The 26384-nt window shown below is 66.9% G+C and carries 1 protein-coding gene (cut by a window edge); it reads left to right on the plus strand.

The features are described from left to right. Window positions 1–26384, plus strand: the 5' portion of a protein-coding gene (locus FHU38_RS23990) for an EndoU domain-containing protein (RefSeq protein ID WP_167176663.1). 17989 nt of this gene lie beyond the right edge of the window; only the first 26384 of its 44373 coding nucleotides appear in the window; its start codon is at window positions 1–3; its stop codon lies off the right edge, out of view.

Below are 26384 nucleotides of genomic sequence, written 5' to 3' on the forward strand. Positions count from 1 at the left end.
ATGGAGGAGTTCGCCGACAACATCGACGACTTCATCCGGGCCTGGAACAACTTCCTTGGCTTTCCCGTCGCCGTGCCGGTCACGCGAATGGCAATGCGGGGCGTTCTCGGTGACTACCCGAAGGCCGACGAGCTGAAGGTCGCCGAGCTTGTCCGGTTGCTGATCGACGACGCGGAAAATACCGCCGAGTTCATGCGCGACCTGGCCGCCAAAACCGAGAACGTGCAGTTGTCCTGGCAGAGCCAGGGCGCCGCGCAGAACTTCAGCCAGATCATGGCGAAGTTCACGGCTGCCGGGGGAGATCTCGCCAAGACCAAACTCAGCCTGACCACGGCCAACGCCGAGTTCTACAAGCAGACCATCCTGTCGAAGAACATGTACCAGGCGAACCTGGCGATGCTGGCTTTCGAACTGGGCAGGGCCGTGTTGTCGGCGCTTCCTTCGTTGGGAACCACGTTGGCCGGGATTCCGCTCTCGATGGCGGCGGCCGCGGCAGCGGCGAGAAGGATCGCGCAACAGACCCTCGCCGCCGTATCCCGTATCCGAACCCAGATCATGTTGCGGGAGGTCTTCGTCCCGACGGCTCTCGGTGTCGGACACGTGGTTCCTGTCATCGCACCGAAGATCGGTCGGGCAGCTCTGCAAGTCCCCAAAGGGGCGTGGAACCTGGGCTCGAAGGGTGTTCGGCGGATGGCGCCCTCGTCGATCGCCGGGCGCATCGGTGCTTCTCAGGTCCAGCGGCAGCTCCTCCGCGATGCGGTGCAGAACGGAGCCGAACGTGCGGCGGTCCGGCAGTTGGCATCTAGGGCCACACACCGGGAGATCGCCCGGCACCTGACAAGCCGGTTCCGCGGTACGCCCCGCGTGGCGGCAGGCGGTCTCGACGACGTTCTCGCGGCAGCGGCGCGGCAGGCCACCCAGGCGCAGATGGTTCGCAGAGGTCTGGTGGGACGACTTACCGCAGGCGCTTCGCGGTTGGATCGCGGCATGAGCACGTGGCGCGTGATCGGCCAGAAGCTCATGGGGTACGGCGTACGCAGCGCGTTCACCTTCGGCCTGATGTCCGACCTAGCAGGTCAGGGCATGACCATGTGGGAGACCAAGGGCCAAGGAGACCTGCTCAAGTACGAGTACAACGGGGCCTCCACCGTGGCGGCGGTGGTCGGCGCCGGGCTCGGCGGTGCCCCGCTTGGCTTCGCCACCACATTGCCCGGCTACCTGGTCACCGGCGCGGCGGGTGGTGTGGCGGCCTATTTCGGTGCCATGGGTGTGACCGCCGGTCTCGATCCGAACGTCGAGTTCCAGCTGCCTGGTAGGGCAACCGCTGGTGCTGACCCGAACGAGCTGAGCTGGTCCGAGGTGGGTCAGGCCGCGCTGGGCGGTGCGGTTGGCGGAGCCTGGGAAAAGCACATTGGTGACGCGTCCTTCAGGGAGATCCCGCACAACCTGGCCGACTCGCGGCACGCATTGCGTAACTTCAGCTTCAGTGCTCCGGAAATGGGCAGCAGCCTGGGAACCACTTTCTTCACCAGCGCTCCGCCCGCGAACGCAACTTCTGCCGCGGGGGCCGCGGCGGCACAGGCCGCTGCGGCAGCGACCCGAGACAACGCCACTACCGGTGGCACGGCGGTGAATCAGTCGAGTGGTTCCTCGACGAGAGCCGCAGGCGGGACCGGTGGCGGTTCGGCCGGTGGTGGTGGCTCGGCGGCTGGTGCGGGTGGTTCGGGCAGCGCCGGTTCCGCTGGTGGGGGTGCGAGCGCGGGTGCGGGTGGTTCGGGCAGCGCCGGTTCCGCTGGTGGGGGTGCGAGCGCGGGTGCGGGTTCGGCCAGTGGCGGTGCTTCCGGCGAAAGCGGGGGCAGTAGCAGCGGCTCGGGCGGCTCCGGCGGGACCGCCAGCGCAGGCGGCAACGCTTCTATGCCTGGTGACGGCTCAGGGACTGTGGCTCACAGCCAGCCGCCAGCCACGCAGCAGGCGGCAGCAGCGAGCACCCACACGAGCGGGACCGATACCGCGTCGTCGGAGGAGAACGTCGACGACCAGGAGAAGTCCACCAATGCCGGAGGCGAGAGCCAGGAACCGAGTTCGGAAGCCGGACAGGGTGGACACGGCGAGGTCTCGGATCGGGAAGGCGAACATTCGGGCGTCAAGATCACCGATCGGCGTTCGCATGTGGATGCCCTGGGCGAGCGGGATGTCTGGACTGAGCCCATCCGGCAGGAGGCCCCCGATGAGCAGGCCGCCGCGGGCGAGGGCGAACTCAAGATCACGGACACCAGAGCGGCGACCAGCGAGTTGCCCGCAGGCCAGGCCCCAGTCAGGGTTGGCGACATCGTGCAGGGTGAGCCTCGGCTGGTGGCCCCCAGTGAACCGCTGACCGAGACCGCCGACTGGCCTGACGCCCCGAGGATGTTCGCGGCACGAGAAATCCAGGCTCTTGAATCGAGCGGGCAGGCGTCGATCGATCACGAGACCGGCGTGGTCACCCTCACCTCACCCGATTCCGGTGTGGTGGCCAACGTGCGGATGTCGCTGGATTCGACGCTGCCACCCGGGCACGTGCAGTTCATCCCCGCCCAGTTCGCGCTGACTTCCGCGGGTTACGTGGAGAAGGTGCCGGCGGAGTTCCGGTTCTCACCGGAGGTGGACGCATCGTTCACCGCGATGAGCAAGCAGATCAGGGCCCAGACCAGGGAGCTGGTCGAACTGGCGCTGGCCGACACCAGGGTGCTGAAACCCGGCAACGTCCGGCCGGACCAGGGTTCGGCAGCGGTTCGCGACGAATCCTCCCGCGACGGTGATGTGCGCAGGGGCCTGCCCCGCCTGCTGCACGCATTGAAGGGCGGCGCCATAGCCGCCGGCGTCGAGGCTTCCGAGGAGACCCTGCGGGGAGCCATCGCCGCGTTGCAGGCGGGCACGTTCACCGACGAGGTCGCCGCCAACTCCGTCCGGGGACATGTGGTCGCTATCGTGGGCGACCCCGCCGAGGGCACGCTGGTCGCGTACTACCGCGATGGCACGGTGGTGCCGTTCGAGGTCGGTGTGAGCACGGAGGTGGAGCCGGGGCAGGTGCGCGGCACGCCGCCGGAATGGCAGCGAGTGGACGGAGTCTGGCGGACGAACAGCGTCGGCACGTTGGAGGTGTCCACCGCCGACACCGTGGAGCAGATGCGCGCGCTGCTGCGGGAGGGGCTGCGTGCCCTGCACGACAGTGTGCCCGGTAACGGAAACGTCGCGATCGGCGAGCCGACGCAGGGGTTCAACCTGCACGACTTGGAGCGGGCGCTGTCGGCGGAGGAGGTGACCGGCAAGGTCGAATCGGCCCTGCCGACCAGCGAGCGTCTCGCCGACATGACGCGCCACTACCAGCAGCAGCTGGCCGAATTGACGACCCACGACGACTCCGGGCTACCGGAATCGGTCGAGTTCGTCGCTCCGTCGGTCGCGCGTATCCAGTTCCAGGACGCGACCGTGGACACCTTCGTCGCGGTGCGGCCGGATATTCCGCCCAACACCTATCGCGTCATCCCCGCGAAACTTGACGTCGTCGACGGTGCCCTGGTGCAGATCAGCCCGGCGATGCTGGCCTTTTCCGCGCACGGCCCCGAAGCAGACGTGTCGCAGCGACTGCTGGCCAACCTGACTCTGCGGCGCGCGGCTGCCGAGCTGGGCCGGATGGTCGAAGGACTGGGGTCGATCGCCAATGGTTCGGTGCCGGTAGCGCTCAACCCGGCGACGATGCCGCTGGTGCGGGCCATTGCCTCGGTGCGGCCGGTGCTCAATCCTGAGCTGTCGACGCACCGGCCGGACGACATATCCCTCGCCGACAGTGCCACCGTGCTGCCGGACCCGCTCGCCGAGGCGCCAGGCGCCGGTTCCGCCGAGGAAAGCTACTCGGTGCGGATTCCGGATCAGGCCAGTTTCGCCGAGCACGCGACCGCGATCCTGGAAAGCGTCGCCGAGCTGGGCTACCGGTTGCGCGGTATCGAGAACGGCTGGCGCCACGGCGACCCCGGCATCGTGGCGGCCTGGCACGATCCCGCCACCGGCCGGTCGATCCGGCTGCGGCTGGAGACCCCCGACGCCAACACCGCTCGCCGCAAAGCGGCCGAACTGGACAGGTCAGCCGAAGACCAGGCGCAGCGGCATCCATTGCGACAGCACTGGATCGCCGACCAGCGCGCGCAGATCCTCACGGGTGTGGCCGAACCGGCCGACGCGGACCAACTGCTGGCCTTCGACCCCGAACCCAAGCGGCCCAACGCCTGGGACACCGCGCCGGCAACGCAGACGCCTCGGCTCGGCACTATCGCGGTCAGCGATGCCGCGATGGAGGAGATTCTGGCGAACTTCGGGCCGGACGCCACTTCTCCCGGACTTCCGAGGATCGACCCTCGGTTCTTCGCGAGTGATGAGAACGCGCGGGCTGTCGTTCGCGCCATCGTGTCCGACATCGCAAGGCGACCGGACATCGTCGTCGGAAGGGACAGTGTCGGTTCCTGGGTGGTGCGCGGAGAGCGCCACGGGCTCACCCTCGAGGTAGTCGTCAAGGTCGACGGAGAGGTCGTGGGCGCCGAACCGCTGCCTAGCCCCCACGTGCTGGAGGGTGAGCGGGCAGCGCAAGCACCGGCCGCGCGGCCCGATGAGTCCGCCGGTGAGCGGGTGAGCGCGCTGCTGGACGCGGTTCGCACGGTTGACAACGCGATGCTGTTGCCTGGACTGGTCCAATCGCCCGCGCAACTGGGTTCGGACAGCCCGGCGCGGTTCGGGGTGCGGCTGCCGGACGGCACCCGGTTCACCGACGATGTGCAGGCCGTGACCGACAAGCTCACCGAACACGGCTACGCGGTCGTCGGCACGCTCGACAACGGTGATTCGGAAACCGGCCAGGGTTTGCTCCTCGCCTTACGGGAACCAGGCACCGACCGGCTGGTGTCCGTGCAGTTCAACGCCGAAGCGGTGACCGAGCCCTCAGCCGAACCCGAGTTCGTCTCCCGATCCGCCACCTCGTTCACACTGCTCGACATCACTTCCGCGATCGACGGCGCGCGGGTGCTTGTCGATACCGGCCACGGGGTGCGGCAGGGCCCGGACACCGCACTGCGGATGGCCGTGCAGGTGCCCGCCGACAGCTACGTGCGTGACGCGGAGTCGGTGCAAGATCAGTTGGCCGAACGCGGCTACCGGCTGGTATCGGCGGACATCGCGTGGGGCGACGGCGTCGGTTGGGTCACCACATGGACGGAGCCGGGTACGGGCGCGACCGTGATCCTGCGGATCATCACCGAAGAGGCCGAGCCGTTCAGCCGTGATCTCGCCGAACTCGACCGGCGGCTGGAGCAGACACCGGCGCGCAACGTGCTGGAACGTCGTTTTATCCGGCAGCGCAGGCAGGAACTGCTGCGACGGATGCCGGTGCCTGCTGGGGCCGACCGGCTAAGACTGCCCGCTCTGCCCGCTCTGCCCGCGAGTGTTTCGGATGGCGGTGCGACTTCCGCCGCGACGGGCGGTGACTCGACGGGGGCCACCCCGGACGACGCGAGCACCACGTCGGGTGGTGAGCGGCCACCCATCTCGGTGCGACGGCAGCCCGACCGGGCATTCACCGTCGTTGTCCACCGGAACCCCTCGGTGTCGCCCCTGGAAGCGGCACAGCAGGTGGCGCAGGAGATGCGGTCGGGATTCGACGCCTGGTCCTCTGAAGAGGTTGTCGTAACGGTGCCGCCCGGCGCGAACCCGGTAGCACTCGATTTCGATCTGCGGGCTTTCGCCAAGGCACTGGCGAACGAACTGGAAATCCCCGGTGTACGGGGGCTGGCTCCGGCGGATTGGCAGACGCCGCAGTATCCGATTCACTCGATCACGCTGTCCGACGTCGCGCTCGACATCGCGGTCGCAACCATCGGTCCGGATGTCCGCGCGCCAGGTGCCGTCGTGCTCAGCCGCCAGTGGTTCGGTGCTGACGATGTGCCCGCCAGGCTGCGTGCGGCGATCGAGGCGATCGCCAGCAGACCCGGCAGGGTCTATGCCGAGGGCGACACGCTGCTGCGGGCATGGCAGGTGGAGGGAACCTACGCCGGTGTCACGTTCCGGTTCACCACCCGGCTCGACGGTTCCATCGAACAGATTGAACTGGTCGACGACGGCAGCCGGCACCTCAACCGCATCGCGCCGCTGAAGCAGCACGGCGCGAACAACTTCGAACCTCCACGCGAGGAAGTCGCGGTGGAGCAGACCGGCCACGGACAGGCCCGCCCCGAAGCGGTAGCTCCCGCGCCGGTGAGCACGGTCGCCGGCGGCGAGGTGATGCCGCCGCTGCCGGTGGGCCTTCGTGACCCCGACCAGGCCGCTGACCTGTCGCGGGACGAGGTGGAAGATGGGGTCGGTGCGGCGTTCTCCGTGCTGCGGGGCGACATCGAGGCGGTCGAGCTCGAAGCGGAGTCGGGTGGTCGGCGATGGCTGATCGGACGACCCGACGGGCTGCGGTGGGAGCTGCGTGTCGCACCCCAGTCCGGTGTGTCCCGGCTGTCGCTGCCGGAGCTTGAGTTGGTAGATGGCAGGTGGGTGCAGAACGCACCGGTCGAGTGGGTGGTGCCCGGGCTGCCTGCCGACCGCGCACAGCAGGTGGCGATGCTGCGGCAACTGCTGCCCAGCGTGTTGCGCGCCGCGGAGGGCGGTCTGCACGACCTGATCAGGAACGCGCAGGCCGAGACTTCCATGCCATTGCCGCCGCTTGGCGATATCGTGTCGCCTGCGCCCGCGAGCCCCTCGACCCCGGCGCCTCTGCCCGAAACGCCCGCGCCGCTCAACCGCGCGAGGCTTGGCGGCCGGCGATCGATCGAGGACGCCATTCACGCGCAACTTCCTGGCCACCGACTCACCGTGACGACGAGCCAGGGAGACCCGGGTGAGTTGCGGTTGCTGATCCGGTACGGGAAATCCGAATCCTTCACCGCAACCGTGCCCGAAAGCGAGCTACGGCGGTTCGGTGAGTTCGTACCCGCGTTGGTCGCGGAGCGGGTTGAGCGCATCGTGCTGTCGCGGCTGCGCGACAACGCGATGTCGCCCGATGTCGCACCGGGCGACCGCCGGATGGCCGAACCGCCGGGCTTGCGAATCGTCGAGGCCGCCGCGACGGAACTGCGCAAGCAGCTGGGAACCTCGGTCCGCGAGGTGCGGGTCGTCGAACACGGCAACCCGTACCGGCTGTGGCTTGGGGTCACCGACTCGGACGGGTACCAGTTCCGGGTGCGGATAGCCGCCCGGCACGGGCTTTCCGCGCCGCGGCTGGTGCTGTCGGTGTCGGACCCCAACACCTACCGGCTCGAAGTACCTGCAGGGTTGGGCGAAGCAGACCAGCGCCGGGCGATCGTCACCGAGTTGCCCGCCGTGGTGGCTTTCCGGGCACACGCGCAGAACCTGGGTTCGAGGCCGCCCAGTGGTTTCGAACGCACGCTGGGGCAGATACTGACCGATCCGGACCTTGTGCAGCGCTTGCTGGACCACGCCGAAGTGGACGTGCGGGAGGTGCACCAGCGGTTCGGCGACGACACACCGCTTGCGATGCGGGTCGCGGCGGTACACGGCGTCGAGTACCTGCAAAGCCTCTACGAGCTGTCGGCGCGACGCCCGTGGGAAGAACCGAGCGCCGGTCCGGCGTGGGAAGAACCGAGCGCCGGTCCGGCGGTCGATCCCGCAGTTTCCGGCGCGCTTTCCGATTCACTGAATATCGCACTGGACAACGTCTGGTCCCAGCCGCCACCCCGCGATGTAGCGCAGGCGGCGTCCTGGTTCGGGTTCGACCGCGCCGATCACGCCGAGGTCAGCCGCTTCACGGAGCTGCTGGATGCAGAAGGGCTTTCCGCCGATCCCACGGCTGACGAACTGATGACCCTGCGCCACGTCGCGGCCGAGTTGGCGTCGATGCACCGGCTGCTGACACCCGCGCAGCGGCAGGCATTCCTCGAACAGCACCCCGGCTGGCTCGGTGAGGCCGTCAGGATGCGGCCCGAGGGGCTGGAGCCGCTGGCCTTCGTCGCGCACTCGGACACCGACGTGGTGCCTGACGCGGTAGCCGCCATCCAGCGGCTCGAAACCAAGGACCAGGAGATCCTGGCGCGCGCGGCGGAGTTGGTGGTGCGGCAGTGGGGCCCCGACACGGTTAACCCCGAGACCTTGCGCCGCGTCGGTGCCGTCATCTACCTGCACGGGCTCGGCACGGGAGCCTGGGTGGCGGCACAGCTGCCGGGCGCACCCGTCACCGTGGGCATAGCCGAACGCGATGTCGCGACGGAGATCGGTATCAAATCGGTCGCCCACCACATCCCGTCGGCCACCGGCGAGCGGGTGGTGCGCCCGACCCGGTCCATGACGGAGTTGCTTGCTCGGGTTCCGGACCCGGACGCGGACTCCGGACCGCTGACCATAGACACCCTGGTTGCGGACTACGTTCGCGCACGGGAGGCCGTCGACCAGCGGCTCACCTGGGTCAAGTGGTTCGCAGAGCGGTTGACGCACCTGTCAGGGCAGACCTCGGCCGAAGCGGTCGTCGCCCAGGTCGCTCACGCACTCGAACTGCAGGAAGAACTCGTCACCAGCATCGTGCTGGAGGAGCAGCGGGTCATCGACCCGGTGCCCGCCATCGCAGCGCAGCTCGTCCGGGCCAACGCGGACGAGTTGGTGGTGCTGTTCGCCGAACACTACGCGCTGCTGCAGAGCAGGCTGGAAACCGCGTACACCGCCCTGGCGGAGGCGATCACCGACGCGCGAGACGGCGCGGACGCGGAGGTGGTCAATGATCTGCTCGCGGATCTGCTTCCCGACGCGGAGGATTTCCAGGCTGATCCGCTGTTCGCCGACCCGCCGTCGAAAGCCGAGATCGACGAGGCAAAGCAGACGCAGGATCAGGTCAGGGCGAGGTCGCTGGAGGCGGCCGCCGAGGCGAGGACATCTTCCGACATCGGACAGCGCCCCGACCCGATCAGCGAACCTCCCGCTCCAAGGCGACGCCAGTTGTCGGAGCTGCTCGGCGGCAGGCGCATCCTCTACAACCGGGTAAGGGAGCTGGAGCCCGCACGACGCGAGGCGGAGGCCGAGTACGTCGAGAAGCTTTCCGCCGTGCGCGAGGCCAGGGCGAAGCTGATCGGCACAAGGACCAGCCTGGCGCCGCTGCTCAGCTACCTGTTCAACGGTCAGGGACAGGACGCGTCCTGGCATGTCGCACTCAACCTGCATGTGCCGGTTCGGTATGTGGCGATGCGCGACTTCTCGGTGAGTGCGCCCGGCTCTGCGGTGCCGCAGCGGGCAGTGAAGCTCGCCGAGCAGGCAACGGGGCTGGACCTTTCCGGGTCAGCGACGGAGGTGTTGTCCCGGGTGGCCGAACACATCCGCGGACTGCGGGACGACCTGACCGACGCGACCCGCGAGCTGAGCGCCGCTCGGCAGGCGCGCGACAGCGCGCACCGGCAGTACCTCGGTGGCCTGCGGGATGCCATGATCGCGGCCAGCGATCGCGGTGTCACGATCAACGAGATCGCGTTGCGCACGAGGGTCAGTCACGTCGACGTCAGCGCGGTGACGCGGCGAGTGGTCAGCCCAGGCCGCAACGAGATCATTCCCGAACACCAGATCCCGTTCGTGGACACCAAGGTCGTCCCGGTGGCACAGGCTCTGGAACGCGCCTGGCAACCGGCATGGGACCGGCTGTTGCGCCGCGAGAAGCTGCCGTTCCACGAGGGCGCCGAGGCGTTCGCCAAGCTGCGGCCCGACGATCCCGAACTCGCCGACAAGCTCGTGGCGCGAAGCGTCTACCCGCCGCTGGCGGAGCTACTCGGATCACCAGGCGCCCCCTACGTGGGAAGCGACGTGCACCGCCACGTGAAGGACTACGCCAACGGCGGCTTGAACCCGGCGCTGTTTGGCTACCTGCGGGAGACGGGGCACGACGGCCGAGAGCTGATCAATGGCATCCGGGAACGCGGCTTTGGGCTCGCCACCGCGAGCGGTGCCTTCTACTACGGCCTCGCCAACGTGGTCTACCTGGGCATCACCGAGCAGATCCCGATGCTGGAGCTGCAGGGAAAGCTCCTTGACCTGCAGATCATCCAGTTCGTCGAGAACCTGCCGCCGGAACATCGCTGGCGTGCACTGGTCGGACCGGTCGGAACCAGGTGGGACCTACCGGGTGCGCTGGGCTACGACCTCGCGATGAAGATGCTCTACGGCACCCACGTGAACGCCGAGCAGACCGGGTTGAAGGAAATGGTCGCCCAAATGCTCGGGCGAGAAGAGAACAAGATCTACAACCCGGAGTGGACCGAGGCCGTCGGCAAGCTGCTCGCGGCGGCGAAGCAGATCCGCGACCACCTTGCCGAGGGCAAGCTGCCGCGGGCCAGGGTCGAGGAAGCCGCGGCCGATCTGCTGCCGGTGTTCTACCGGGACGGATCGCTGCGCTCGGGGGAGCACGTCAGCGGCACCGAGGCCGCGGACCTGCTTGACAAGTTGGTCGAGAACCGGGACGGGCTGCACACGCTGCTTCTGGACGCTGGCCACGACCGCAAGGCAACGGGCCTGCCGGACTTCTCCAACGGTGTGCCGGACATGTTCAACCCGCACTTCCTCGAGAAGATGTGGGCCGACAAGATCACCGGCAACATGTCTGTGCTGCACCAGGACTCCAGTGCGGCGCGAATCATGAACAACGGGCTGTACAAGGTCGGTCCCCCCGACCACCGTGGTCTCGTCCCGCTGCTGGCGCTGTACCAGCAGCATCCGGAGTTCCGCGACAACCTGCTCACCTGGGCACACATGGGCCTCGGCAACTGGACCTCGATCTCGGTCGAACACGTTCGGTGGATGCGCAGGTTGCTGGACCTCGCGCCTGGCCTCGCCTTCGACATCTCGTGGAACCCGGTGGCACAGCACCTGTTCGCCAACCCAGGCGCCGAGCGGGCACTGCTGGAGCTGGTGCGGGACTACCCCGACCGGTTCGTCTACGGATCGGACGCGATCCTTCCTATGCCAGGGGAACACTCCTTCCGCCACTGGTCGGAATTGCAGACCTTCCTGAACAAAGTGCGGCGGTTGCCCGACGGCGAGCGAATCTACTGGATGCTCGCCCGCCACAACCTCGACCGGCGGGTCGATCTGGCAGAGCAACGCGGAAACCAGCGCCTCCTCGACGAGTACTTCTCCGGAACATGGGACGAGGTGTACGAACTCGTCCCCGAATATGTTCGGGACCAGGTGCGCGCCAGGATCAGGCGACTCCTTGCCGCAGGCTGGGTGCCCAATCCGGACAATGCCGTGGGTCCCGAGGCGTACCGGTTGGGGCTGCGCTCGCCCGCTCCCGGCCGCGAGGCGTCGCAGGCGTGGCGGGACAACCCGCAACTCACCTCTTTGATCGTCGCGCACGATCTGCTGGAAGGCGCGCCGAACCGGCTGGCAAAGGCTGGGACGGCGGCCTTCCGGGACATCGTGCGCAAGTCGGTCGCCCGGGTCGCCGAGGTCAGGCATGACTTCCGTGACCGCAGAGCCCTCCCGCCCATCAAGACCACCGACGAGTTGGGTATGGGTACCACCGAGGCCGTGGTGGCCGCATCGTTCGCCAGGACCGGAACCGAAGGCCTCACCTCCGAGCAGGAGCGGCGCGAGGCGATCGACTCGGTGCACCGCAGGGTGAACGAGGTGGAGCTGAACCAGCTCAACTCCCGGCAGATCCTGGACCGGATGAACAGGCACCGGCGGGCCAGAAGGTGGTTCGCCTGGGCCGTGGTCGCCCCTGCGACCGTAGGGGTGGCCGCCGCTGGGGCGACGATGGGTGCGGCTGGTGCCGCTTCGGTCGCCGCTGTCGCCGGGATCAACGCCGTGGGCTTCGGGTTGCGCGGTCTGCTGACGCTCGGCAAGACCATGCACACCACCAAGATCCGCGTGTACAAGGAGTTGCTTGTCGAGCGGGTGGGCCTGAACGAGCAGGCAGCCATGGCGCTGGCCAGGTACATCTTGCTCAACAAGAACTTCGACATCGCCCGTGGTGGCCGCAAGTTCCGTGAGCTTTTCGAGAGGCAACTGCGCGAATCACACAAGGAGTTCGTCCGGGCGACGCGGGAGTTCGGTGCGTCACTGGAAGCCATTCGTTCGCTGCCGCTCGGCGATGGCGAGACCCGCCTCGACCGAGCTCAGCACGCCGCCACGGCACTGTCGCGCTACCTGGACTTCCTCAACCGCGGTGCGCTCGGCATGACTTCCGACGGGCTGAACTCGCTGAACCCGCACGCGGGCTGGCGGGGCAAGACCTTCAACGGGCTGCTCACCGGAACCTGGCTGCTGAACCTTTACGGCCACTCCTACCAGGTCAGCTCCACGACCGGGTTCGAACAGTTGATCGCCTACGGCTACCTGTCGGTTGACTCGATCTTCCTCTTCGGTACCCAGCTTTCGAACACGATCGGCGGCTGGCTCGGCTACGACAACATCATGCGACCCGGTTACCGGATGCTGCAGAACCTTGTCGCGTTCCCGTGGCTCACGGCTGTGAACGCGGGGTTGGCGGTGCAGCAGTTCAGCGAGGCCGCCATGACCGGGTCGATGACCAACCTCGTGATGGGGATCGCCGCCACCACGTTGACCGCGGCCACCGGCCTGGTGTCGAAGATCGGTATGCAGATCGAGTTCAAGACCGGTCGCACCGCGCCGTGGAAGGGGCCTGCCGCGGCTGCCACGATGGGCAGCACGCTGGTCTCCTTCGGCATTCTTGGCCTGAGCCAGTCACCACTCGCGCTCGGCGCGGCGCTGGCGATAACGCTGTCCAGCCCGGTTCTGCTGGCCCGCAGGTGGTTCGCGAACAAGCACAAACCCGAGACACCGTTCCGGTACGAGCCGGTGAAGCAATATCCGGAGGGCAGTGCCCCGCACGTCCGGCGCATCAACCCCACCAGCCCCGGCCACCATTCACCGAGGCTCGCGCAGGGTATGCGTGAACTGGCGCCGTTCATGCGGGAGGCGATCGGCCGCCAGATCCCGCGCGAGGGCGCTGCCGGGATGTCCGAGGACGGCACTACGGTCCAGTGGCTGACAGCAGGCGAGGACGGAACCAGAAAGGCGATCGCCGACTTCGCCAAACAGCATGCGGACGTCGTCGCGCGGGCGCTCAACCTCGATGAACACGTGGTGCTCCACCGGATCGACCAGTCAATGGAATCCGCCTTCGTGCTCAGCGAGGAAGGCCTTACGGAGGCCTTCCCCTACCGGGAGGGTTTTGACCTCGGCAAGACAGCCGAGGCGAGGCGGCGGCTGCGGCCGTATCTGGACTCCTACGGCGTGTTCGACTGGGACACCCGCCGGGTCGGGCTGCGGATGGGTGAACCGGTCGCGATCGTCGCCACCTCGCTGATGAAGGAAGTCATCACCTCGCTGCGGACGTCCCCGGCCGACGCGGCGGCGGCGATCGACGGGCCGGATATCGAGGCGCGCGGGCAGGCGTTGCGCGAGCTGATGGTGCGCCGGGAGATCGAGGACCACGCGGCACTACTGACCTGGCTGGAGGCGTTCGAGGAACCGCTGCCGGACCCACGGTTGGCCGAGGTGGCGCGCTGGGGTCGGCAACAACTCGCCGATGTCGTGCGGCTTCGTTACCAGGACTCCGAGCAGGGCAGCAGGCACGCCGAGAACTGGGTCAACTCGTTGCTGCGCGGTCGCTACGCGATCGAGCCGGGATTTGGACCCGACTCCGGCGACCGGCAGCTTCCAGAGCCCGACCCACCCACGGCTGCGCCGGAGGGCGCCGAGGTGGTGCGTGCCCGAGGGTCGTGGCCGACCATTTCGGACTCGACAATCGATGAGGGCGTTACCAACGCGGTGCGGGACTGGACCGCGCGTTGGCTGACCAGCCACGGAGCCGCCGCCGTGGAGTCGGATGCCGGTACCACCCTGCCCGGACTCTGGGAACTGCCCGGCGGCAACAGGGTGAGGCTCGAACTGCGCCTTGACGCCGAGCAAGCCACCCCGTTCGTCAGTGTGAGAACCGACCGTTCACCGGCCGAGGCGGAGATCGTGCTGCCCGCCGTGCCACCGGAGGGGCCACGGCGCGACCTGCTTGTCGGTGCGGCCTTGCGGGAGCTGGTGCTGACCGAACTGCCGCCGATGCTGGCGGAGGAATCAGCGCCTGCTGAGCCGAATCACCAGCCTGACCAGCCGCCCCAGGAAACCGAGGCTGGGAGTCGCGCGACCGACGGGTCACCCGAGCACGCCGTGTCTCCCCCGCGTTTCGAAACCAGCGGCGCTGCCCTTGCTGCCGGGGTGGGCGTTGACATCGACCAGGCTGGCGCGTACGCCCGTGAGTCGGACCGGCCGGTCGACAAGGTGCTCCGCGAGCTGGCCGAGCAACGCCGCCAGGAACTGGCCGTCAACGTTCCCGACTACCCACTGGTGCTGTCCCGCATCGGCGATCTACTGGAGCACGATCCCGAGCGGGATCTTCCGGTGTGGTACCAGCGCTTCGGAGTCGCCTTGCCAGACGCCATCCGGGTGGCGGCGCGCTACGGGGTCGAGTACCTGAAGGAGTTGTACGAGCGCTGGTCAGGGCGATCCTGGTGGGACAAGGCGCTGCCCGCGGAGCGCGACGCCAGGAATCTCTCCCTGATGCTGGCGACCGAACGCAACAACTTGGGGCCGGACCAGTCGGTTTGGGCGCCACCGGAGATTTCCGAGGCCGCCGCCGCGTGGGGCTTCGACGACTCAGCCGACTTCACGGCCCTACTGCGGGCAGCGGGCTACAGTGGCCAGTTCTCGCGTCCCGACCTGCAGGCGCTGTGGCGAATGGCCGCCGAGGCGGCGGCGCGCGGAGCGCTGTTCGAACCCTGGCAGTTGAACCAGTTCCTGCGCCACCGCGCGGCGCTGGTGGTGGCCGGATTGGACATGCGGCCCGTCGATCTCGACGAGTTCGGTGCCGTCCCCGGCTCGGACACCTACTTCGTGCCGGACGCGCTCGCCGAGATCCAACACCACGACGCCGCCCAGCGCGCCTGGTTGGACGAAGCCGCTGACGCCGTACTTGCGCGCTACTACGCCGCCGACCCGGCAACGGCCTCGCCAGGGGAACGACCACACAATCTGATCAAGGCGGCTGTCGAACGGTACGGACTGCGGTACGCGGCGTGGCTGGCGGCATGGGTGTCCGACGCCGAGGTTCCGGCAGGCGCCATCAGCCGGGACGTCGCGGCGGAGTTGGGGCTGGGACCACGGCCGGGTCCTGAGGTGCCGCCAATGCCTGCGCACAAGCCGGAGGTGTGGCTGCCGCCCGAACCGGACTCAGCGGAGTCGCCCGAGGCCCAGGCGCTACGTGACCTCTCCACCCTCGCCGAGGCCGCTGGTCTCGATCTGCGGGAAGGCCACCGGGTAGGGGAGCTACCGCAGCTGCTGACGGAGATCGACCAGCAGGCCGCCCAGGTGCGAGACGAACTGCTGAATGTCGTGGACGCACTCCAACGGCTCGACTCGCGCGAGTCCGAGCAGGCCGAGACGTCGACCACGGACCCCGAACTCGACCAGCTCGTCGGTGAGCTGGAACGGCTACTGGCCGTCCCGAGGCGTGCGCAGGAGATCCAGAACGCGCTGTCGTACCTGGCCGCAAGAGCCGAATCGCTTACCGAGGGATTGGGTGCGCGAGCCCAGGAGTTGGCCGGTCGACTTCGCGAGCACCGGTTCGGTTCCGACTACGACAGGGTGGTCGCCGAACTGGACCACCTCGCCAACTCGCGTGAGGCATTGCGCGACGCGCTCGGGCAGGCGCGGGACGCGATGGCCGAGGCCGCCCAGCGGCCGCTGTTGCTGCTCGCCGAGAACCTGGAGCAACTTGCCTCGGCCGAGAGCGAGACCGAGACGCAGGCCGCTCTGGCGCGGGTCAGGGATTCTCTCGGCGCGGAACGTGCCGAGGCGCTGGCTAGGGCCGTCGCCGCCTTCGAGCGGGCCGGGCAGCTGGATGCCGCCGTGGCGGCGACACAGGGTCGCCTCAAGGCCGCGGTGGATGAGGTGCTCGCAAGGCGGGTGCCGCAGGTGGGCGAGGCCGCGCTGGTCCCACCAAGTAGGGAAGGAACCGTGGAGGGGCGGGAGGTCTTCGCGCCCCGGCTGCGGCAGCCTTCCTGGGGCGGGATGCGCAGCCTTTCGGCAGGAGACCGGGAGGTGCTGGGACGGCTGGTCGGGCTGCTCAACGCGCGCCGGGGGGTGCTCGACCGGTTGCGCGCCGAGGGCCATCAGCCGCCGAAGTCCGGGCCGTGGCGCGCGAAGCACTCCCCGGATCCGGAACTGGCGCGCATCGAGGAGGCCCTTCGGCGAGTGGTGAACCTGGGCCTGAGCCTGGCCGAGCATTTGCCTGACAGCGACGCTCGATTCGCGGCGATGCTGCGGTCGGTGCGAGGGCTTTCAGTGGACGACAAGCGCCTCATCGAGCGGCTTCGACTGCTCGATGAACATCCGACTCCGGAGGTCGCTTACGCTCACAGTGCCCTACAGGACCAGGGGGAGAAGACGCCGTCGTGGCGAAGTGCCACCGGCGAGCTCGTCGTAGCGTTGCGTACCAGGTGGTCGGACCTGTATCCGATCAAGAGGCAGACCTTGCGGCCCGCGGAGTACGTGGACACGCTGCCTCGGGCAGCGGACGCCAAGGTCGAGCAATCTCGCGGCATCTACGAGCTCTGGGCGAAGCGCAAACAAGAGGGCGATCGCCGTCCGGCCACGTCATCGCCCATGTTCACGGTACAGATCGCTTTCACCGGCCGCACCGAGGGCGAACCGGTGAACCGCGAGTGGCTCGGGCCCTACCGGCTCGAACTCAACATACGTAAAGGCGCGAGCCGGGAGCAGGTGGATGAGGCGATCGAGCGGGTTCTGAAGGAGGAGACCGCTCAATGGGTGCCGCAGCACATCAACTCGAAGGTCGAGCTCGCTCTGACACGGGTGTCGGAGGGAAGTGCCCTGATCGGCACCCTCGTTGGGGCCGCATTCTCAAGTGTATTGGGTCTGCCTCCGAACTCGCTCTACTTCTTCGCGCAGACGTTGGGGAACCTGACCTCCTTCTTGACATTCCCAACGTTGATGCAGAACTCGAAGGCCCGCTTCGTCCATGCGACCAATGAAGCGAAGTCGTTCACCGCCGCCTTCGGCGGAGGGATTGGCCCGACACGTGAGTCGCTGGCTGATGACGCCCGTGCCCTGCGGCTAAAGCTGGCCCCTGTGGTGGCGCGCTTCGGCATCACGCTGCCGGAGCCGCCGGTAGTGTCGAAGCCGCTGCCGTTGACTGATCAGCAGTGGGAGCGGTTCCGGCAAGCGGGCCAAGAGGTCGCCCAGCGCATGGTCAGGTGGTTGAACGACGGAGCGCAAGGGCGCGACGGTGACACCACTGGCAGCGGGATCCAGGATCGTCACATACCCAGCGAGGAGATCCGCGAACACATTCGCGGCATTCGAGACGCGACCTTCACACCCACCAACGACGGCCTTGCCCCGAAACAGGAGCGTGCCAGGGCGGAACTTGGCGCACTGACCATGACGCTCGCCACGGGCGAGAACCTACGTGTCCTCATCACGGCGGAGGTGAGGAACAAACCGCACGTGGCGCTCGTGGGCGGCGATCCGAACAGCCTCCGGCAGACGTACCGGATCGCAGTCCCGACCAACATTCTGCGAAGCGATCAGTCACTGTCCGAGGAGCTGTCGAACCGGCTGTCGGCGGAGCTGGCTCACGTCGTTTTCGAAGCAGCCAAGCTGTGGCGGCTGCCGAGCGTGGCCCGACTCGGGAAGCAACATGTCGGCCCGCTGAGTCTGGAAAGCCCAATCGCCGTCTCGATGGCCTACGTTCTGGGCGCGTTCGACATCATCGGCGTGAAACTGGGTGGCAGTCTGGGCACCGCACTGGGGCGTATCAAGCTCGATCTCACATTGGGCCGCCATGGCGGATTCCTGGCCGAACTGGCACGACACAGCCGACGTGAAAAGACTGGGTACCAGAAGCCGGAGAGCATAGAGGAAAAGGCCGAGTTGGCCAGTCTGGCTACCGAGTCCGGTGATGCCGTGCGGGATGCCGCGAATGCGGTGGCGGATGAGGCCGCACGGCGACGCGGAGCGGACAGCCTCGGGGAATCTGCCGCGCTGATGCCCACCGACCGGCTGGAGTTGCTGGACCTGGCGGCCGAGGAAGTGCGGCAGGTCATGGAGGCACGCGGTGACGTGGACGTCACCGTAAACCGCGACGACGAGGGCAATCCCGAGTTGGTGATCTCCCCACGACGGGGCAGCCCTATCAAGGATCAGCTGCGCCTACGGGTGGACCTGAGCGAGGGCTTGCGCAGGCCAACCACCACCCAGCGTGGCTACGACCGGGTTGCCCGCAAGGTGTTGAAGCTCGAGGTCCCGTCGATTGCGAGTCGGGAGGGGAAGCGAACCTGGACGTTGCCGCTGCGTGAGCAGAAGGAACGGCGGTTCAGCATGCTCCTGCCGGAGCACTGGCTGGGCAACGAACAAACGGGACAGGCACTTGCGGCCGTGCATAGGCACGCGGACGCGCTCGGCCGCCAGATATTCGGGCCTCGCTCGGTGGGGCAGCTGGCGCTGGCCGCGTGGCTGGCAGGGCTGGGCGGCGGCGCCATCAGCGGTTTCACGGCGGTGATGAACAAGAACGCGGTCCTCGCGGCGCAACAGCTCGCCAACTGGCTGACAACGCTCGTCGGTGGTGCGTTGCGAATCCCAACCATCCGGCACAACGCCGAACTGACCGCTTCCAGGAGTCTTGGCAAGCTCGGTGAGACCGAGCCGAAGGCACATGATCTGGATGAGCAAGTTCGCGACGTCCAGTTGGCGATGACTGATGCCGCTGCCGAATCCGTGGCATGGCTGCAGGATGTCCTCGCCGACCACCCGGAACTACGTGAGAAGCTGGAGCCCTACCTGAAGGACTGGCGGCGGTTGATGGGCAGCGCGGACTCGCTGGTCTTCGACATCGACGCACTGCTTCGAAGCGGCGAGCTGCCTGGTCTCATTTCTCCGAACGTCGAGTGGATCAAGCGGATCGGTGACGGCACCTATCTGGTCAGGATCAAGATGCGGCGCGACCGGGACAACCCGTTCCCGCACCCGAAGGACAGGATCGTTGCTGTACAGCCGAGCCCGCCGGGATGGCCAGCCACGTGGATGAAGGGCGCAGGCGACGCGCATGTGATCATTTCCGGTGGTGATGTTCACGAGCTCATTGAGCTGTTGCGAAGCTGGGTTGAGACCGAACACCACGGTCCGATCGGTGTTCCCGGTGTTCCCGGTTTCCTCCGGACGAATCTTCCTGCTCAACAGCGGACGACGGTCACCCAGAAGACCCTGATCTTGGGTGACAACCCGACGCTTCTCAAGGCGTTGACCCAACTCGGGTCGCAGGTCCTGGCGGCGGCGACCACAATCCTGTCCGGGCAGTGGTTCAGTCGTGGTGAGTTCCTCACGGCCGAGCAGTTGCGCATGGTCCTTTCGTACATGGGTGCCCAACTCTCGCCGTATCGAGTGCAGTTGGCCATGGCGATGTGGGGCCATTACGCCGATGCGCTGGCGCGGCTCAGCGAGCAACAGGACGAGGTCAGCGAGATTGTCGCGGCCCACGAGGCTCGCCACGCCGACCCTGGGACATCACGTTCGGCGCAATCGCCGACATCGTCGGCCGCTACACCACCGACAACGGTGGAACCGGTCCGTCGTGACCAGTTCGACCGGCTACAGCCACAGCGGCAGCACCCGTTGGATGCTGTTGCGGGTCGAAGTGACCCAGACCCGGGAATCTCCCCGGTGTCGGAGCTCCGGGCCCGTCCCGGCGAGGCTCCGTTCGTTATCGCCAGGCATGACCCCACCGCGCCGGACGGGGAATACGGGAGCGATGGCGGTGCTGCTGCGCGGAGGTCTGCTTCATCAGGCCTGCACCAGTCCGAACCACGGCTGACCGTCAGTACCGGCACGGCACGGGACCTGTCGGCCACGGGTGCCGGGAAGATCTACTCCGAGATCGTGTTCGAGCGGCTGGAAAGGGACGAGTTCACCGGTAGCTTCGCCCCGCTTGTAGCAGCAGCACGGGACCTGCTGACCTCCGACGGCAGGTTGGTCGTGCACGTCGCGAACGAATCCGCCGAAAGCGTCAGCGAGATCGAGCGTTCGCTTCGGTCGTGGTTCGACCAGGTGAACACCTCGACGGATGCCGACGGCGGGCACGAGGTCGTCGCCAGACTGCCGAGGACTCACGCCAACGACACCGACGCCGTCGACGGGCCGGTACTGGTGGTCGGTGGCGGCCGTGCTCCAGGGTCGACGCCACTGCGGCCGGGCGAGATATCACTCAACAACGACCCCGAAGCCCAGCCGGAGGTCGTCGGTGAGCTGACCGCCGGAATGTTTGGAGAAGGGCAGTTCGCCGGGGTCCGCTTCGTTGACGTTTCCGAAGACACGATCCTCGGCGCGGGCAACGACGCCCTCGCGGGCGCGATGGCCGTGCTGCGAGACGGCGGAATCCTGACCATCAGCGCCGACGGCGAGTTCAGTGCCCGCGTTCCCGAACTGGTGCGCAGGCTCGCCGAGTTGGGCGCCATCGACATCGCGCTCGACGGTTCCCTGGGTATCACGCTCACCGCGCGCAAACCCGGCACGGCCGACGAGGCGCGGCCGCTGAAGGTGAGCCTCGGTCATTGGGACCGCCGCTGGATCACCGGCACGAGAAGCTATCTGCTCAACAAGTTGGCCGATGCCCTGCCCACCGGTTCACTGCTCGACATCAGCACCGGCGAGACCGCGCCGATAGACGAGATCGCCCACACCCTGACCGCGCAGGGTGTGACCGTCGTCGAAGCCGTTCTGGGGGAGGTGGTGACGGTTACTGGTGTGAGGGGTGGTGTTGGTGGTGGGGGTGTTTCGTTGGGTGAGGGTGGTCCGGGAGTGGGGGTGCGTGCTTTTGTGCCTGGTGATGGTTATGTTGCTGTGCCTGGTCGGTATCGCGAGGCGGCTGAGAGTGCTCGGGTGCGTGTTGAGGCTGGGCAGCCGGTGCCCTATTTGATTGAGGATGTCACGGATTCTCGCAGGATGTTTGGGGTGGAGATCGAGTTCGCCGGTCGTATGGATCGCATTGTGTTTTTGCGGACTCGGGTGGCTGAGGAGTTGCATCGTGAGGGTTTGGTTCGTTCGGCGGAACCGGAGCAGCCGGGTGCGTTGAAGGAACTGGGTTATTCGATGGAACGTGATGGGGGGCTTGTTGAGGTTGAGACCGCTGCTGATACCACGTTTGGTGAGGTTATTACTCGGATACTTGATCCGCGGGCAGCGCTGAGTTGGCAGGATTTGCGGACCTATGTGCAGGTCATCCCGGAGATGGGTGGGCAGGCGACGAAGAATACTGGTCTGCATATTCATGTGGATGCGGGCGATGTTGATGAGGTGGCGGCGGGGGTGCTGAAAGGGATTGTTCGCAGGTTTGAGAATGTGCTTGCTCGGCTTGGTGCTAATCCTGATTTGGAGGTGCCTCGGCCGCTTGAGGCTCGTGTGCCGCTCAGCATGCCTGTTGGTGAGGTTGAACGGTTCCGTTTTGTTGCGGGTAGGCATCTGAGTTCGTCGACGGCTGGCACTATCGAGTTCCGGTTCCCTGATGCGATTTATGATCCCGGCTCGGTTCAGGTGTTGGTCAAGTTGGCGTTGGGCATGGTGGATGCGGCCAAACGTATCGCCGCATCCGGGCAGCCGTTGCCTTCGGATTTCGCTGATGGTGAGTCGTTTGGTTCTAGTGTGTGGGGTCAGGGGTTGCCGGGGCATCCGGACAGCGACGATCGGGCGGACAGTTTCCGTGAACTCGTTGATCTGGTTTTCACCAGGGATAGTGATAAGGAGCAGGCCACCGATCTTTATGTGCGCAAGGTGTGGTTGGACCGGCTCGCGCGTCCGATTCCTCCTGAGGCGTTGGTTCAGCGATCGTTGGGTTCTCCGACAGATGTTGCGCTGAACGCGGCCGAGCCCAGCGGGCCGCTTCTGCCTACTGCGGTTGAGAAGAGTGCTGAGCAGGCGGTGGCTGCGCTGTCTGGTCTTCGTTTCAAACTCGCGGATGAACGCGCTGGTTGGGATGACAGGAGGCTGGTCGACGAGCTGAAGCTTGCTGTTGGGGAGTTGAGCCGTGATGCGGTCTACGTTGACTATCTGTTCCGCGGGTTCGGTGCCAGCTTTGTTGAAAAGCGGTTGACCGATGTTAGCGAAGCGATCCGGGCGATCACGCGGCGAGCCCGTGAGTTGCCGTCCTGGTTCTTGAATTCCAAGGACGCGGAGCCGTTGCATGCGTTGGAGCGGTTGGATCCGTTCGGTCCTGAGGTGGTCACTAACCATTCGGTCGTCACCGACCGAGACGGCAGGTTGGACGTGTTTAGCCAGGTCCAGTTGCATGGGTGGTTGGGTCGGATGGTGGCCGCTGGGGCGTTGCCGGAGCGTGTACTGGGCTGGACGGACCGGTTGAACAACGTGTCGGTTACGGGTCTGCGGGAGGTTGAGGACGACCCGGTTGCTGAGGCGTTCCGGTTCCTCACGCGGGTAGTTGAGGATCCGTCGGCGACGGGCCGGGACAGGCCTGGTTTTCTCGTGGTCGAGGGAATCTCGTTGTTGGACGCGCTCGGTATCGTCGTTCACCAACTTTCCTGGCTGGTTGATCGGACGGCTGCCGAGAGGTTCCTGGGATCAGCGGGTCAACCAACCGACTTTGACCGTGCCTACCGGGCGTTGCGTATGGAGCAGGCGGCCGTCCGGTTTGTCGCGTCGGAGTTGGAGGTGGTGGCGCGGCAGCGGGTGGTCGGGCCGGAGCCGGGGCTGCCGATCCGGCTGCGGTATGCCCTGACCGGCGCGCACTGGTTGCTGGACGCGACGCCCGCGGACCTCGCCGAATACCTGCACCGCGTGCACGGGCTGGGCGACGGCGTGGCCCCCGCCGGGCAGGACGACGCCGATGCGTCGGTGGCGACCGGTGAGGCTGGTCGGGTTGTGTCGCGGTTGGATGGGACGGCGAAACGCGAGATCGGTAGGTTCGCCAAGCGCGGTGTGCGGGGGCTTGCCGATCATTTGAGGGGTGTGGGGCTGGCGTCGGTGACTCCGGAGTCGCTGGAGGCGCTGATAGACGAGGTGCTTGCCGGTGCCTTCGAGTTGAGTCCGCGTGGGATCGCTGAGGCGTTCCCGTTCGGTAGTGGTGAGCAGGCGCAGGCGGCCAGGTTGCGGTTGCGGCCGTATCTGGGTGTGTCGGGTCTTGTTGACTGGGGTTCCGGGCGGGTGGGGTTGCGGGTGGGTGATGAGGCCGGTGTCGTGGCGGCGACGCTGGTCAAGGAACTGGCGACGTTGTTGTCCGGGTCGTTCGCCGATGCTGTGGAGGCGTTGGATTGGTCGTCGGAGGATTCGTGGCCGGACGCGGTACGCCGCGTGATGTTGGAGCGGGAGAAGGCACATCACCATGCGGTGTTGGCCTGGGCGGCTGGACTGGATGGGCCGCTTCCGGCCGTGCTGGCTGACCTGGTTCGCGAGTTTCGGTCGCAGCCGTCGGAGTTGGACGCGCTGGTTGAGTGGCGCTACCCGTTGACTGGGGAAACGGCGTGGCATTCGAAGACCGTTGTCGAGGAGTTGTTCGAGAACCGCCCGGTCGTCGAGCCGAGCATGGGCCCGGACCGACACCAGCTGAACCGGTCGACGGCCAGGTCCGGCCACATCAGAAAGGTTCCAGCCGACATCAGCATGCCGCTGGACACCGACGAGCTCGCCACCGCCACAGACCTCGTCCACAACGCGGCACGAACCGCGGTCGCTCTCGCGCACGGTGTGTCTTCGGCCGAGGCAACCGACCTGCCTGGCGACGTTGTCGCGGAGATGTCGCTGGCGGGCGAGCTCGCCGTACTGGAGTACGTCCGGCGGCTGGATCAGGCCACTCTTGCGAACCTGACGAAGCTCGACGTCGCCTACGCCCGCGATCGCGAGGGCGCTGAGCGGGCCGCCGCCTCGTCGATCGCCGAACTGCGGGCGAGCGTGCCGGACCGGATCACGTCGAGCGTCGACGTCATCCTGGTCCTGGCGCGGCAGGCCGCCAACGTCGAACTCGCCGAGGCGAACCTGCGCGACGCATTGCGGCAGGAGTCGCGGACGGATCCGCTCGGCGATACGGCCGTCACCGAGCAGACCAAGCTACGGGTAGCCGAAGCGAGGCGGACGGCCGGCAAGGCGTATCTGGACTACGAATGGGCCAAACGGACGGCCGAAGCGAACATCCGTTGGATCGAGACCGACCAACGCGTCAACGACGCGATTACCAGGGCACGTAGGGCAGCCCAGCTCAGCGATCCGCTACCGAGCACCGCTCATGAATGGGCGGGGCCGCGCCCGCGGCAGCAGCACCGCGCGGCTTGGCACGCGTGGCACGCGGTGGACTCGCTCGAAGTGATGTGGCGCAGGGTCGAGCAGGCGTCCGCCACGGACGAAAGGTGGACCGACGCCGGACAGCTCGCGCGGCGAATGCGCGAAGCGGTGGTGAGTACCGGCAGACAGGTGGGGGAATACGCACAGGCCGCGGCCGCTTTGGGATCAGCGGCCGATGTGGTCGATGCCGCGGCGAAGCTCACCGAGTTGAGTGCCGCTTTTCGACGATACAACTCGCAACTGCGCGGTGAACTCGACGGCAATGATCGGCTCGAGGGCATGTTGGCGGAGCTGCGGCCGGATCAGCCACTCGCCTGGCCCGAAGGTTCACCGGAAGCCACACGCGAGCTGGCGGATGGGTTCACCTGGAAGCCGGATTGGTCTAACGAACGCGCATTACGCAGTCCGTCGGCGCCGGTCTTGTTTGATCCGCTGGGCCCCAACTACGCAGCCTTGTTCGAGATCGGGGTGTGGTGGGACCGCGGCCGGGCGTTCTTCGACGATCAGTCGCAGTTGTTGCTGGCGGCGGCATATCGAGCACTCCACGAGACAACCGGTCTTGCCGGGGAGGAGTTGACCGGGGAGACAGCGGGATATGTCGACTTCCTGCGAGCGAACGTCCTGGAGCAACCTCCGAGGACGCTGCTCGACGCTGTCGGGCTGAACCTGTTCATCGGCCTCGACCTGGCCAGGGAAGAGGCAGAAGCAGCGCGGGCCGGTGGGCAACTGGTCGAGCCAGCGGACTTCCGGGAGAATCTGGCTTTCCTGCGCGGGTTCTACGGTGACGCTCTTGTTGTCGGGTCCAACCCCGGCCCCTTGACCTACCTGCACGTGCGTGTGCTCGCTGGGCTGCCCGAATGGGTGCATCGGCGAAACGCACCACGGCTGAATGGCGTCGGTGGGCGCATCCACATCGGAAATGGGTCCGTCCAGTATATTGGCTCGGGCAGGCGAGCGAGCTTCGCCTCGCTGCACAAGGGATACGAGCAAACCTGGACTCCGGAGGCGACGGGCGTCGCGGATTCTGCCCGTAGGGAAATCGCCATCGGGTTTACCGGGCGTGCCCCATTTTCTTCGGAAGGTGATTTCGCGGCACTCAGCTACTCCTGGGATGTGAGTGACGCACATTACCAGCGCGGCTATCTGCAAAATCCGCGGACATCCATACTGCTCAGCAATACAGCCTACGATTTCCTGACTCCCGCGCACGAACTCGCGCACGGATTGAGCTGGCTGAGGGTGCCTACGACAGAGCTGGCGAAATTGAGCGATACCCCGGCCTGGGTTCGGTTGCACGAGAAGATCGGAGGCTTGCCCTATCACAATCTCAGGCCGTATGTGCTGAACAGCCGGGAGGAACTGCTCGCCGACCTCGCAGCGATGTACGCGATCGAGCACGGCAGCGGTGCCGAAGCGGAGCGTCCAACCGGTGTCAATCTTGCTTCGGCCTTGGGGGTGGACAAGCCGGTCGACCCGCCTCAGGTGGTGGTCGACAGGGAGAAGTCGCTGATCGTGACGGCCGCCGGCGGATCCGCGCGGGGTTCTCGCGTGCACATCGGCCGGGATGGTTCCGTTTCGATAACCGAACCGGACGGCACTCAGCGATACTCGCAAACTAGCCCGCAATCCTTCACCCTGGCCGATTTCGGTGAGGGGCTGCGTACCGGCGAGGGCGCCACCGGTACGCGGATCACGGTAGACGCGGAGACGATGAGCGTTCGGCTGGCCGACGGCTTGACCGAGGTTGTGGTCGATCGCGCGACGGGCCAGGTCACAGTACGAGCGGACGGCGACGACCGCGCGAAGATCACTCCCGAAGGTGCCCTGGCGCCGATCCTTGGCCGGCCCGGTGGTTATCCGGTCGCGGAGCCACGAGTCGAGTTCGACAATTCAACCGGTACCGCACGGTTGCGTGACACCGGGTTTGCCGTAGAAGTGGGTCCGGACGGCGC

Origin of the sequence: Saccharomonospora amisosensis (genome assembly GCF_011761185.1) — a bacterium.
Lineage (GTDB): Bacteria > Actinomycetota > Actinomycetes > Mycobacteriales > Pseudonocardiaceae > Saccharomonospora_A > Saccharomonospora_A amisosensis.